Below are 13282 nucleotides of genomic sequence, written 5' to 3' on the forward strand. Positions count from 1 at the left end.
AATTAGCTTACTGTATCAAACCATCAAGTCTGAAGGATGAAAGGCGAAAACAAATTAAGAGGTGGGCCAGAAGGCGCATACCTTTATAATAACGGCATGCCCAGGTGGCGAAATTGGTAGACGCACCAGCTTCAGGTGCTGGCGATCGTAAGGTTGTGGGGGTTCGAGTCCCTTCCTGGGCACCAAACAAGGCTTAACGGCGCTCTGCGCCTGAAAATACAAGGCCATTATGGAGAAAACTGGCCATTTCTATATAAAAATACTTACAAACTATATGGGGACGACTTTCTTAAATACAAGCCCTATTTTGCTTCACGCATCGAGCATTCGCTAATACGTCATATTAATCACTCCATAATTTGCCTGCAGTCGCCCAATCTGATTTCTTGACGTCTTGATAAATAACATCTACTGATTCAGCACTGCATCCCATGATTTTGACTGCTGCTTCCGTAATTGCCTTAGCGTATTCGCGCTTGACCTCATCGCTACGACCCTCAAATAATTGAACTTGAATTAATGGCACAGATATCTCCTATTCACTATTGATTTAATAATCCTAGATAAGCTGGCCACTCCATCTGGCCTTCCTCAACACCATCACTGCATAATTGCTCATAAGTCATCCTGCAAATTACCGGGTCGGGAGTGATCAAGCCCTCTACCCCACCTGCCAATAGCTGAATTTTGCAGGCCTTATCTAATACATCCATCAAATAAAATGCCTGCTGAATACTGACTCCACAGATAATGCTGCCGTGGTTTTCTAACAATAAAGCCTTTTTATCTCCAAGAGCCGATATGAGCGCCACTTGCTCAGACGCTGATAAAGCAAGACCTTGATAGCGATGCCTTTCAATATCACCATAGAAGCGTAAGGCATGCTGTGATATCGGCAATAAACCTGACTTTTGTGCAGAGATAGCAATAACGGAATCAACATGCAAATGCAGTACACATGCTGCATCTGGTCTAGCCGCATGTACCGCTCCATGAATAGCAAAACCAGATTGGTTGACTGGTCCTTGGCCTGAGATGATATCTCCTTGAAGATTCACCTTAACTAAATTTTCTGGTAATACCTCATTAAAGCGCAAACCAAATTGATTGATTAGATAAGCGCCCTCTTCGCCTGGAATAGAAGCTGAAATATGGGTATAAATACCATCATCCCACCCCTTCATCGCAGCTAGACGATAGGCTGCAGCTAAATTGATTCGAACCTCTTCCTCAGTCTCATTGCGATGCTTGAACTTCTTTTCATCAAGGACTTTATGAGAATGTAAACTCTCCGAATGCTTTGGGTTAGATTCATCAGTCATGAAAAAAATTCTCGCTGTTGTGCTGGCCTCATATCGATCAACTAGAGACCCATAGAACGATGCAAAATCTTAGGCTTCATTTCATCCCAAAGACCCTCAAACTCTTCGACTCTATCCTCTGATAACTCAATAGGCTCAAAGAGTCCGCTAAAGAAGATTGTCTTTTTGGGAGCTAGGATCTTTTCAAACTCTGTTAGCCCAACTGGCTTATCGTCAATATCTCGAGTTAATTGGGCAGAACACACAATTGCCTGTGCGTCATCCTGATCAATGACTGCAAACTCAATGAGTTGTTGAGACTTCTCCAGAACCACTAATGTACCGCGTGCATAACAAACCGCCTCATGCTCTTGCACGATATAAGCTAAAAATTGATTCTCTTCATCCCCATTCATACGCAAGTCGTCAATAAAAAAGAGGTATTGACTCCCCTCTCCATTGACCAAGGTAAAGACCTTAGGAATCACTCCATGCCCTAGGGCAAGATTACGGTAATAAGAAGAAAGTTCAACAGCGAGGTTTTCGGCGAAAAGATGCATAAAGTAGATCTATAAGTAAGGCGCTTATAAAGTGAGCTGAGCTTTTAAGAAGGCCATCGTGCGATCCCACGCTAAATCTGCAGCTGCAGAGTTGTATTTCAATGGTGGCAAGCCTCTAGCGTCTGACTTTGGATTAGCAAAAGCATGCTTAGCGTCATAGCGCTGGAAATCATGGGTAACTCCAGCGGCTTTTAACTTTTCTTCTAGTTGATCTACGCCAGCGATAGAGAAAAATTCATCATGCAGAGCCCAATGGGCCAACATCGGCTTTTTAATGGCCTGCGCATCAACGTACTCTAATGGAGGATAGCCATACCAAACTACCGTTGCATCGCATTCTGGAACAAGGCCAGCTGATAGAACTGTGAGTGCCCCGCCCATGCAAAAGCCAGTAACAGCAACTTTAGTGCTACCTGTTTCTTTGAGATACTGAACAGCGCCACGAATATCCTGACTGGCAGCGTCACCAAAATTCAGGTCATTCATGAGGTGCTCTGCTTCATTTGCTTCCAAGGCGAGCTTGCCTCGATACAGATCTGGAACTAAGGCGCGATATCCTGCTTTTGCTAAACGGCTAGCAACGTTCTTAATCTCATCATCAAGACCCCACCACTCTTGAATCACCACCACACCAGGAGCATTTGTCGGGTTAGCAGGCTCAATTAAATAAGCTTCTACTGAAGTACCATCTGGTCTCTTATATGAAATCATCACAATCTTTCTTTTCAAATATATTAGATTTACTGCGCTTGCTTATCAGTATGAATATAGCCCACCAACCAGAAGGTAAGCAAGCCACATGCTGCCGCCCCATAACCAACTAGGTTGTAGTGCTCCATTTTTCCATCTGCACTAATTGTCACCACCATGCCAGCAAGCACTGAGGCAAGCCCCGACGCCAACATTTGCACTGAGCCCATCAAGCTCATAAAGGTACCCCGAATTTTGGCGTCCACCACCTGACTCACGATTGCCATCGCCGGAATCATGCGCCCGGAAACTAAGACAAAGAATGCCGTGGAGTTAATCAATACTACCCATAGCGGTACCGGCATTAAATTAGTGGTCACTAGTAATGGAACTAAGCTGATCAATGCCAGCGCCTTAAACACTTTGACCTTGCCGTAACGATCAGACATCTGCCCAATCAGGCGAGAGCTCAACAGCGTAGCAAGGCCGCCACAAAGATAGATCAAAGAAATATAGGAGTTTTCAACACCGACATTCGAGGTGAGATAGAGTGCAATATACGGAATGACAGAAAACCCCGTCAACATGATCAACGCCATAAAAAAGAATGCGCGTAGATGTTGGTGGGCAAGCAAGATATTCCAGATCTGGCTGAGGCGACTTCCCTCGTGAATGTGCTGTAGGTGGCCAGAGATCTTGGGGATATTGCGATAACCCAAATACAAAATGAGACTGGATATCAAAGCAATAAAAAAGAATGGTGCTCGCCAACCTAAGTACGGAATATTGTGAGCCAACAATAGACTAAGAGGAACTCCCGCTACAGTTGATACCGAGAAAGCAGACATTACCGTACCTAAAGCCTTGCCTCTCCGCTCAAACGGAATGGAGTCCGCAACAATCGTTTGCACTAGTGCACTCAAAATACCGCCAAATGCACCTGCAAATGCGCGAGCAATAAAAAGGGAGTGGTAATCCGGCGCCAAACCACAGACTAAGGTAGCGATAATGAAACAGGCGTACAAACTCAGAAGCAGTACTCGCCTCTCAAAGCGATCTACAAAGTAAGTGGCAAAGACACCAGCAAGAGCCGCGGCAAAAGTATAGGAAGAAAGTAATAGACCGAACTCATGAGTATTGATATTGAGCTCGCGAATAAATTCGGGGCCCAAAGGCATCATGATCATGAAGTCCAGGATGTGGGTGAATTGAATTCCGGCCAAGGAGAATAAGAAAAAGTGTTCCTTCTTTTTGCCGCCTGGCATGTGATGCTCGGTCAATGGTTTCTTAATATGAAATTAGGGATACTGCATTATCAACCTAGGGGATGGAAACCTAGCCTTGCTGAATTGAGAGCGCCGCCCAGTAAAAGTGGATCCTGATAGTCAACGTCTGCAATAAATTAGCATAAGGTGTATCATTAGGGTTAACCCTTAAAGGAGCTCACCATGGCACATTCAAACTCAGTACAGTTTCAACAGGCATCCGCTTTCAGTTTTAAGCCTTTTTTAGCGATTAAAGACTTTTTCGTATTGCTGGCAGTTGCTTTTAGCGAAGCTAAAGTGATGGAACAGAAATCACGTAGAACTAGTGGAAATTGGTAATTTATTGCTGATTTAGCTCTGTTTTAGGCCATTTTTGGTCATTTTTGATGAATTAAGCCTCCGTATTTTGGAGGCTTTTTCTTTATCAATAGCGCCCCTAGCGGAAAATATAGTAGCCATAAACACAGCGTGACCCAGCCCGAGACGGGTTGTGGGTATCCTGAATAACGCCGTCAATGACAGCCGTAAGATGCTTAGAAACCTTCACAATTAATCTACCCGATGGCAGCTCATTTGCCAGTAAATGGACTTTACAGCCAGCACCAACCTGCATAGTCGACACCCAATCAAACCCATGACCCAGGATGTAGTCATGAAATACATTGCGATGATTGCCGTTGCGCGGTGAAGCACCCTGAGCATTGAGCCGTCTAGCTAACCTATCGTTTCTTTGATCGGCATAGGCCGCATTGGCAGCACGAAGATCTTCGTAAACTTGTATATAAGGCAGTTGGGCAGCAATAGCAATCGCCCGAACAACGCAGTCACCTGCCCCACCTTTGAAGCCTGCCAACTCCCTACCCCCGTCATTGACTTCAAAGCCTAGCTCTTGGCCACGACTGCTAGATGGCTTGGTGAAGAAGTTTAGAAAGCTCAGCATTGAATGAGTGGGAATGGATGGAAGTTGTGACCAAAAAGAAAAAATGGACTTGCCTTTCGGCAAATCCATTCTAAATGCTGCTCACTTAAGATTACTTTGCTTGCGCCTGCTTGACCTTCAAACGCCAAGCATGCAACAAGGGTTCGGTATACCCGTTTGGCTGCTCAAGACCCTTAAAAATCAGATCACTTGCAGCCTGAAATGCGTATGAATCCTTATAGTTTGGCATCATTGGCTTGTATAAAGGATCGTCAGCATTTTGCGTGTCAACAATAGTAGCCATACGTTGCATCGCTTCCTCTACTTCAGCCTTAGTTACATACTTATGTAGCAACCAGTTGGCAATATGCTGACTAGAAATACGCAATGTTGCGCGATCCTCCATTAAGCCTACGTTATAGATATCAGGTACCTTGGAGCAACCAACACCCTGGTCAATCCAGCGAACTACATAACCCAAAATACCTTGGCAATTATTATTCAGAGATTCGCGAATCTCCTCTTTAGTCCAATCAGGATAAAGCGCAATAGGCACAGTCAAGAGCTCATCGGTTAAGGCCTCATACTCAGCTGCAGTATCCTGCTTCTCCATGTCCTCTTGGATCTTTGCTACATCGACTTGGTGATAGTGCATTGCATGCAAAGTTGCAGCGGTAGGTGATGGCACCCAAGCTGTATTTGCTCCTGCTTGAGGGTGTGCAGCTTTTTGCTCTACCATTTCCTTCATGAGATCTGGCGCAGGCCACATACCTTTACCAATTTGTGCGCGACCACGTAAGCCGCAATCTAAGCCTGCTAATACGTTGCGGCGCTCATAAGCTCCAAACCATTTAGCAATCTTCATCCTACCTTTACGAACCATGGCGCCGCCATACATGCCGGTATGCATCTCATCACCAGTACGGTCTAAGAATCCAGTATTAATGAAGGCAACACGAGCACCAGCCGCAGCAATAGCAGCTTTAATATTGACGCTCATACGGCGCTCTTCATCCATGATGCCTAATTTGACAGTGTTCTCAGGTAAGCCGAGTAATTTCTCAACCCGACCGAATAGTTCGCTAGCAAATGCTACTTCTTCTGCGCTATGCATTTTTGGCTTAACAATATAGACAGAGCCCTTCCGTGTATTACCAATAGCCTGAGTCGCTGGGCGATTGATGTCATACAAAGCAATCAAGACTGTCACGACTGCATCTAAGATGCCTTCGTAGATTTCCTTGCCATCGCCAGTGATGATGGCTGGGTTGGTCATCAGGTGACCAACGTTACGGAGAAACAAGAGTGATCGGCCATGCAAAGTAACAACACCATCTTTAGCATTAATAGCGCCAATGCCTGCGGTGTATTGACGGTCTGCGTTGAGTTTGCGGGTAAACGTCTTGCCACCTTTGCTGACTTCTTCAACCAAGGTGCCTTTGAGAATGCCTAACCAATTCTCATAAGCAAGTACCTTGTCATCGCCATCAACTACTGCTACTGAGTCCTCAAGGTCCAAAATAGTAGAGAGCGCGGCTTCAAGCACCACATCATTTACTCCCGCTAAATCAGCAGCCCCAATGGTTTTGGTCTTATCAATTTGAATATCAATATGAATACCATGATTGCGCAATAAAACAGATGATGGTGCAGAGGCATCGCCTTGGTAACCAACAAACTGCTTCTCATCAACTAAACCCGTTGTGCTTCCGTCTTTTAATTTCACGGACAGTTTTTTGTCTACGACGCTATAAGCAAGGACATCACCATAGGAGGCCTTAGCCAAAGGTGCTGCTTGATCTAAAAACTGACGTGCGTAGGCAACTACCTTGGCGCCACGAATTGGGTTATAGGCCCCCGCTTTAGTAGCGCCATCTTCCTCAGAAATAACATCTGTGCCGTACAAAGCATCATATAAAGAACCCCAACGCGCATTTGCAGCATTTAAGGCATAGCGTGCATTGAGTACCGGAACAACCAGCTGCGGACCGGCTTGAAGAGCTAATTCGTCATCCACATTTTGAGTAGTAGCCAAAACTTTGGCAGGCACATCGTCGATATAACCAATTTCTTTTAAATACTTGCGATAAGCAGGCATATCCTTGATCGGACCAGGGTTAGCTTGATGCCATTTATCCAAATCCAATTGCAAGCGATCACGCTTAGCTAGTAAAGCTTCATTTTTTGGACTCAGATCTTTCACGATCTCGTCAAAACCCTTCCAAAAATCTGCGCTTTTAATACCTGTGCCAGGCAAAACTTGATCTTCAATAAAACGGTAAAGCGGTGTAGCTACTTGAAGGCTATTACATTGTGTACGTGCTGTCATTTCTAAATCCCAAAGCAAATGTGTAAATTAAATATAAAAAGTTAAAAAAGAAGTATTTTATTAACCTTTGAATGGATGTTGCAGAAGAATCGTTTCATCACGCTCTGGTCCTGTTGAGACCATGGCGATCGGCTTTCCTGCAACTTCTTCGATACGACGCAGGAACTTCTGTGCCTCTATTGGGAGTTTGTCCCATTCACGAATACCAAAAGTAGTTCCCTTCCAACCTGGGAAATCCTCATAAATTGGTTCGCAACGCGCAACCGCTTCGGCGCCACGCGGCAATACATCTAATTTTTGACCGTCAAGGGTGTAACCCACACAAAGACGAATCGTCTCAAAGCCATCCAATACGTCAAGCTTAGTAATGCACAAGCCAGATAAGCCGTTAATCTGAATAGAACGCTTTAGTGCGGCGGCATCCAACCAACCAGTGCGACGCGGACGGCCAGTAACAGAACCAAACTCCTTACCCACTTCAGCCAAACGAATCCCAACTGGATCTTGCTTGGCTGGGTTATCAAAGTCGTACAACTCACTTGGAAACGGGCCGGCGCCAACACGCGTGCAATAAGCCTTGGTGATACCCAAGATATATTGCAATGAATCTGGGCCTACGCCAGATCCAGCTGCGGCATTACCAGCCACACAATTACTGGAAGTTACGTACGGATAGGTGCCATGATCAATATCAAGCAAGGTGCCTTGCGCACCCTCGAATAATAAGTTTTGACCAGCCTGTTCTGCTGCGTATAAAGCACTAGAGACATCCACCACCATCGGCTTGATGCGCTCCGCATAAGACATGGCCTCTTCTAAAGTCTTTTGGAAATCGACTGGCTCAGCCCCATAGTAATTTGTGAGCATGAAGTTGTGATATTCCAAGTTCTCGCGCAATTGCGCAGCAAACTTTTCTGGATAAAACAAATCTTGGACACGTAAGGCGCGTCTGGCTACCTTATCTTCATAGGCCGGTCCGATACCACGACCAGTTGTCCCAATCTTGGCATTGCCACGCTTTTTCTCACGGGCATGATCAATCGCTACGTGATAAGGCAAGATTAAGGTTGTCGCTTCAGAAATCTTTAAGCGAGACTGAACATCCAATCCAGCAGCCTCTAGCTCAGCAATTTCTTTAAAGAGCGCTTCTGGAGAAAGCACAACTCCATTGCCAATGTAGCAAATCACATTCTTGTGCATGATGCCAGAAGGAATCAGACGCAAAATCGTTTTTTTATCGCCAATAATCAGCGTATGACCAGCGTTATGTCCACCCTGAAAACGTACGACTGCTTGCGCATGGTCAGTCAACCAATCCACTACTTTGCCTTTGCCCTCATCACCCCACTGGGTGCCAATGACAACGACGTTACGACCATGAGCTTGTTGCTTTGAAGACATAATGAAATCCAAAAGGTAATTACAGAATTAGTGTGTTGTTAATAAAGCTTTTACTTCTTTTTTACTACCCATGAGCTATCTTGCTTTACCAACTCACGATCGCAATGATATTCAGCGGTTTCTACATCATCACCGCCAAGCGCTTGAATGACCACTTCACCGGCATTGCGCAACTCGCTAATCTTGCTAGCTAGGCTGGAATCCAAAGTCCAAGGCGCTACGATAGCGGGCTTTTTTTGCGCTACAGGGGCAAGGTTAGCCAGAGTCAATAAATCCATAGAAAAGCCAGTCGCAGGACGGGAGCGTCCAAATGCTTGACCGACATGATCGTATCTGCCACCTCTAGCAATTGGTTGCGGCAACTGATCAACATAAGCTGCGAACATCACACCGCTGTGATATTGATATCCACGCAAATCCGCCAGATCGATACTGAGCTCAACATTTCCTGGAAGTGCATCAGTGGTTGCAGCTAAATTTTCTAATTGCGCCAAAGCCTCATCAATCAATTGATGTTTAGGCAAAGACTTTCTAGCGCCAGCCAATACTTGCGCGCAAGGGCCATTTAATTCAGTGAGAGCCATTAAGGCTTGAGCAGATTTTGCTGGTAGTCCTTTAGCCCAGATAGCCAAACGTGGTCGATCCTTACTTTGGAGCAAGCTATACAGAGCCTCAACATCGCCCTTCTCTTTAACTTGTCCATCCAGAATTCCTTCCAGCACACCCGCATGCGAAAGATCAAGATATACCTTATTCAGCCCAGCTAGACGTAAGGTTTGTAGCAATAAAGTAATCGCCTCGAAATCGGCTTCCGAAGTAGCGCATCCATAAATCTCTGCGCCAATTTGTAATTCTTCGCGAGCGGAACTGCCTACTGGTGTGCGCGCATGAGCAACAGATCCTGCATAGCAGAGCCGTGTTACACCTTTACGATTGAGTAAATGCGCATCAATACGAGCAACTTGCGGGGTCATATCTGCACGTAGACCTAATGTACGGCCAGACAACTGATCAACCAATTTAAATGTCTGTAAATTAAGGTCTGAACCAGTACCAGTGAGCAAAGAATCCAGGAACTCCAATATAGGAGGGGCAACTAACTCATAGCCATAGGACTGATACAAATCCAGAATAGCGCGACGCAGAGCCTCCACCTTGCGAGCCTCGGCTGGCAAAACATCAGCAATATCTTCAGGAAGTAACCAGCGATTCATGATTTGAAATATTCACTCTTAATTTTTTTTGTGCATGAATTTAAAGAATTCGCCGTTAGGCTCAAGCACCATCACGTCCTTCTTATCTTTAAAGGAGCTTCGGTAGGCCTGAAGACTTTGATAGAACTGTGCAAACTGAGGGTCACGTCCAAACGCATCGGCATACAAAGCAGTAGCTGTGGCATCACCAGATCCCTTAATTTTTTGGGCTTCACGATAGGCTTCAGCCAAAATCGTGTCACGCTGACGCTCTGCATTGGCTCGAATCTTGTCTGACTCTGCAGCACCTGTGGAGCGTAGCTCGTTAGCGACGCGTTTACGCTCTGCTTCCATCCGCCTATAAACGGAGTCACTGATTTCTGCCAATAGATCAACTCGCTTGAGGCGAACGTCAACAATTTCAACGCCAATATCAGAGGCATCGTCAGCTACTTTTGTACGAATACCCTGCATCACTTGCTCACGTTGATCTGAAATAATCTCTCTGACCGTACGCTTAGTAAATTCTTCATTCAAGGCAGAGCGCACTAATTGAGTCAAGCGATCTTGCGCCAAACGTTCATCACCTTTAAAGCTAACAAAGAACTTGCGGGGATCAACAATACGCCACTTCACATAAGAATCTACCAAGAGATTTTTCTTCTCAGAGGTGATAAAGCGCTCCGCTTCCGGAGTGTCAATTGTCAAAATACGACGATCAAAGAAGCGTACGTTTTCAAAGGGTGCTGGGAACTTCACTTGCAGACCAGGCTGCTCAATCACGCGCACGATTTGCCCAAAAGAAAACACCACAGCAAAGTTACGCTGATCGACCACAAAAATACTTGAAGTCAGAACATAGAACAGGCCAATCAGGCCAGCAGTGGCGGCTAAGAGACGATTTGCGTTCATTATCTTGCATCCCCTCTATCACGGTTTCTCAAGCCGTCGCGTTTATCGGAAGCGCCAATGCCTGAGGTGTTGCTGGGGCTGGGGCTAGCAGTATTGTTACTAAATGGAGCCGCTGGATTACCTGTCGCACCACCCACTGTCACAGATCCAGTAGGCGTTGAAGTTGGCGCCTGACCGGAAGCAACTTGCGCGCTTTCCGCGCTTACCTGGGCGATGATTTTATCTAGAGGCAAGTACAGCATGCTGTTGCTCTTAGTAGTGTCTACTAATACCTTAGACACGTTGTTGTACATCTCGCGCATGCTATCGATGTACATCCGATCACGTGTCACACCTGGCGCTTTTGCGTACTCAGTCAGCACTTGCTTAAAGCGGTTTGCATCACCCTCTGCGGTGGCAACTACTCTAGACTTATAACCTTCGGCCTCTTGAATGAGTCGGTCGGCTGTACCCTTGGCACGTGGAATGATGTCGTTCGCATATGCTTGACCTTCACTCTTGAGTCGCTCCTGATCTTGTCCAGCCTTAACAGCATCATCGAATGCTGCCTGCACTTGCTCAGGCGGTTGAACGTTTTGAACAGTCACGCTCGTCACGTAAATACCAGTTTTATAGCTATCTAGAATCTTCTGTATTGAGGCAGCCAAGTCAATCGCAATCTTTTCACGGCCTTCATACAAAACGGTATCCATCTTGCTACGCGCCACAATTTCACGTACTGCAGTTTCTGCAGCTTGCACCACAGTGGTGTCGGGATCGCGATTGTTAAACAAATAATCGGTTGGATCTTTTAAGCGGTACTGCACTGCGAAACGCACATCAATAATATTTTCGTCTTCCGTGAGCATGGAAGTATCTTTTTGATTGGTTGCTTTAATCAAAATAGAACGGCCAACCTCGACAGAACGTACACCGGAGACGTTAACGATTTGCTCGGTCTGAACAGGCCAAGGCATGCGCCAGTTAATACCAGGACCAGCAGTGTAAGCATACTTACCAAAAGTGGTAACCACGCCCGACTGGCCCTCTTGAATGATGTAAAAGCCACTAAAGATCCACAGCAGTACGACACCGCCTGCAGCCATGATTACCGTGACTTTAGATCCAAAGGGATTGGTGAAATTAAAGTTAGGCGCATTAAAGCCGCCACCACCGTTACCACCATTACCGCGCTGTGATGGCGGAGGAATATCAGTACTGCTCGGCTTATTGCCTGGCGCACTGGATGTGGAGCCTGGCTTTTTCTTGCCGCCAAAAATACCACTCAGGCGATCATTAAAGTCGCGCCATAACTCATCCAAGTCTGGAGGACCATCTGGCCTCGCAGGCTGATTTTGTGGTTGAGCTTCAACAGGCTTATCTGACCCCGGCTTAGCAGGATCTACTTTTGGAGCCTGATCAGAGCCTTGACCTTCTTTGGCATCTTTAGATCCATTACCAGGTTGACTGTTACCCCAGCCTGGATCATTGACCGAAAATAGTTCGAGAAATTTACGCATCGTTTGGTGAGTACTTACGGTTAGGAATCGGATTAAATTCGGAAGTTTCTGGTCGTTCTGGTAAAGGAGCTAAAAACTCGTCTGGGTCCATTTGAACTTTGGCGCGATTCTGCTCGACCCTTATTCTATCAGTCATTTGAGAGCATTCAGCAAGGGCTGATCGCAATAAATCAAGGCCTAGGCCCGTCTTGGCGGAGAGGAAAACCTGGCTAGGAATTCCCTCGGCATCGCGTACTAGGACCGCCCCTTCCGTAAAAGTCTGGGGCATCTGATCAATCTTGTTCATGACCTCGATTCGGGGGATATCATCAGCCCCGATTTCCCGTAAAACAGCTTCTACTTCAGCCTTTTGCTCCCTTGCGACTGGGCTACAGGCGTCAATCACGTGCAAAATCAGATCAGCATGAATGGTTTCATCCAAGGTTGCCCTGAATGCCTCCACCAGTTGATGCGGTAACTCTCGGATAAATCCCACTGTATCGGAAACCACAATTGAACCCACACCGTCTAAATGGACTTTACGGGAGGTTGTGTCTAGGGTTGCAAATAACTGATCTGCCGCATAAGTCCCTGCTTTTGTAAGGGAATTAAACAAAGTGGATTTACCAGCGTTGGTGTAACCCACCAGCGAAACTGAAAAAATGTCCCTTCGATTACGAGCTCTTCTTTGCGTTCTCTGCTGGCGCTGAAGCTTCTCAAGCTCGGTCTCTAGACGTTTAGCCTTAGTTGCCAGCATCCGCCGATCTAACTCCATCTGGGTTTCACCAGGACCGCCCCGCACACCAATACCACCGCGTTGACGCTCTAGGTGACTCCAGGCACGTACCAATCGAGACATACGGTAGCGAACCTGGGCTAACTCGACCTGCGTTTTACCGATATGACTTTGCGCTCTTTGGCTAAAAATGTCCAAAATCAGACCAGTTCGGTCCATCACATGAAAGCCAATATGGCGCTCTAAATTACGTTGCTGGGTTGGGGAAAGCGGATGGTTAAAGATCACCAATTCTGCACCATGCTCTTCCATCGCTTTTTTAACTTCATTCGCCTTGCCTGAACCAATAAACAAAGCGGGATCCGTTTTACCCTTGCGGGCAATCACACTGGTGATAGGTATGGAGCCGGCACTTTGCGCAAGCAGGCTGAGCTCTGCCATGCTGTCCGTAAAATCTTCACGGCCTGTGTCGACACCAACCAGAACGGCACGCGCCGC

General features: G+C 46.3%; 13 protein-coding genes and 1 tRNA gene. 2 read left to right on the top strand and 12 right to left on the bottom strand.

Annotated features, from left to right (window positions below; all coding sequences use genetic code 11):
* Positions 1-98 precede the first annotated feature (98 nt).
* Positions 99-185, top strand: a tRNA-Leu gene (locus ICN27_RS05940).
* 158 nt (positions 186-343) lie between these two features.
* On the opposite strand, the gene ICN27_RS05945 is transcribed toward ICN27_RS05940, so the two are convergent.
* The 5 genes from ICN27_RS05945 to ICN27_RS05965 are packed head-to-tail and all read right to left on the bottom strand — an operon-like array spanning position 344 to position 3831.
* Complete coding sequence (locus ICN27_RS05945) at positions 344-526, bottom strand: 4-oxalocrotonate tautomerase (RefSeq protein ID WP_215307375.1); 183 nt, start codon at positions 524-526, stop codon at positions 344-346.
* Positions 527-542: 16 nt separating this feature from the next.
* On the bottom strand, positions 543-1322 hold the full coding sequence (locus ICN27_RS05950; protein WP_216269351.1) for a class II aldolase/adducin family protein: 780 nt from the start codon (positions 1320-1322) through the stop codon (positions 543-545).
* 41 nt (positions 1323-1363) lie between these two features.
* A complete protein-coding gene (locus tag ICN27_RS05955) occupies positions 1364-1861 on the bottom strand; it encodes a hypothetical protein (protein WP_216269352.1) in 498 nt (165 codons plus the stop codon).
* Positions 1862-1885: 24 nt separating this feature from the next.
* Complete coding sequence (locus tag ICN27_RS05960) at positions 1886-2572, bottom strand: dienelactone hydrolase family protein (RefSeq protein WP_216269353.1); 687 nt, start codon at positions 2570-2572, stop codon at positions 1886-1888.
* A gap of 29 nt (positions 2573-2601) precedes the next feature.
* A complete protein-coding gene (locus ICN27_RS05965) occupies positions 2602-3831 on the bottom strand; it encodes an MFS transporter (protein WP_255535038.1) in 1230 nt (409 codons plus the stop codon).
* 168 nt (positions 3832-3999) lie between these two features.
* On the opposite strand from ICN27_RS05965, the gene ICN27_RS05970 reads away from it, so the two are divergent.
* A complete protein-coding gene (locus tag ICN27_RS05970) occupies positions 4000-4155 on the top strand; it encodes a hypothetical protein (RefSeq protein ID WP_215307385.1) in 156 nt (51 codons plus the stop codon).
* Positions 4156-4252: 97 nt separating this feature from the next.
* On the opposite strand, the gene ICN27_RS05975 is transcribed toward ICN27_RS05970, so the two are convergent.
* The 7 genes from ICN27_RS05975 to hflX form a co-directional block, all read right to left on the bottom strand.
* Positions 4253-4756 (bottom strand): hypothetical protein, encoded by a 504-nt coding sequence (locus tag ICN27_RS05975; protein ID WP_216269354.1) that lies wholly within the window; start codon positions 4754-4756, stop codon positions 4253-4255.
* A gap of 91 nt (positions 4757-4847) precedes the next feature.
* On the bottom strand, positions 4848-7064 hold the full coding sequence (locus ICN27_RS05980; RefSeq protein ID WP_216269355.1) for a malate synthase G: 2217 nt from the start codon (positions 7062-7064) through the stop codon (positions 4848-4850).
* Between the two features lie 60 nt (positions 7065-7124).
* Positions 7125-8465: an adenylosuccinate synthase gene (locus tag ICN27_RS05985; RefSeq protein ID WP_216269356.1), complete on the bottom strand. Its 1341-nt coding sequence runs from the start codon at positions 8463-8465 to the stop codon at positions 7125-7127.
* A gap of 50 nt (positions 8466-8515) precedes the next feature.
* Positions 8516-9679 (bottom strand): ATP phosphoribosyltransferase regulatory subunit, encoded by a 1164-nt coding sequence (locus ICN27_RS05990; protein ID WP_216269357.1) that lies wholly within the window; start codon positions 9677-9679, stop codon positions 8516-8518.
* 18 nt (positions 9680-9697) lie between these two features.
* Positions 9698-10570: a protease modulator HflC gene (gene hflC, locus ICN27_RS05995; RefSeq protein ID WP_216269358.1), complete on the bottom strand. Its 873-nt coding sequence runs from the start codon at positions 10568-10570 to the stop codon at positions 9698-9700.
* On the bottom strand, positions 10570-12069 hold the full coding sequence (gene hflK, locus ICN27_RS06000; RefSeq protein WP_215307396.1) for an FtsH protease activity modulator HflK: 1500 nt from the start codon (positions 12067-12069) through the stop codon (positions 10570-10572). The genes hflC and hflK overlap by 1 nt, the downstream gene beginning before the upstream one ends.
* Complete coding sequence (gene hflX / locus ICN27_RS06005; RefSeq protein ID WP_216269703.1) at positions 12062-13267, bottom strand: GTPase HflX; 1206 nt, start codon at positions 13265-13267, stop codon at positions 12062-12064. The genes hflK and hflX overlap by 8 nt, the downstream gene beginning before the upstream one ends.
* Between the last annotated feature and the right edge of the window lie 15 nt (positions 13268-13282).

The organism is Polynucleobacter sp. Nonnen-W13, assembly GCF_018881735.1.
GTDB lineage: Bacteria > Pseudomonadota > Gammaproteobacteria > Burkholderiales > Burkholderiaceae > Polynucleobacter.

Coding starts and splice junctions, on each gene's coding strand:
- ICN27_RS05950 (WP_216269351.1), bottom strand. CDS start 1,322: ATGACTGATGAATCTAACCCAAAGCATTCGGAGAGTTTACATTCTCAT.
- ICN27_RS05955 (WP_216269352.1), bottom strand. CDS start 1,861: ATGCATCTTTTCGCCGAAAACCTCGCTGTTGAACTTTCTTCTTATTAC.
- ICN27_RS05960 (WP_216269353.1), bottom strand. CDS start 2,572: ATGATTTCATATAAGAGACCAGATGGTACTTCAGTAGAAGCTTATTTA.
- ICN27_RS05970 (WP_215307385.1), top strand. CDS start 4,000: ATGGCACATTCAAACTCAGTACAGTTTCAACAGGCATCCGCTTTCAGT.
- ICN27_RS05975 (WP_216269354.1), bottom strand. CDS start 4,756: ATGCTGAGCTTTCTAAACTTCTTCACCAAGCCATCTAGCAGTCGTGGC.
- ICN27_RS05980 (WP_216269355.1), bottom strand. CDS start 7,064: ATGACAGCACGTACACAATGTAATAGCCTTCAAGTAGCTACACCGCTT.
- ICN27_RS05985 (WP_216269356.1), bottom strand. CDS start 8,465: ATGTCTTCAAAGCAACAAGCTCATGGTCGTAACGTCGTTGTCATTGGC.
- ICN27_RS05990 (WP_216269357.1), bottom strand. CDS start 9,679: ATGAATCGCTGGTTACTTCCTGAAGATATTGCTGATGTTTTGCCAGCC.
- hflC (WP_216269358.1), bottom strand. CDS start 10,570: ATGAACGCAAATCGTCTCTTAGCCGCCACTGCTGGCCTGATTGGCCTG.
- hflK (WP_215307396.1), bottom strand. CDS start 12,069: ATGCGTAAATTTCTCGAACTATTTTCGGTCAATGATCCAGGCTGGGGT.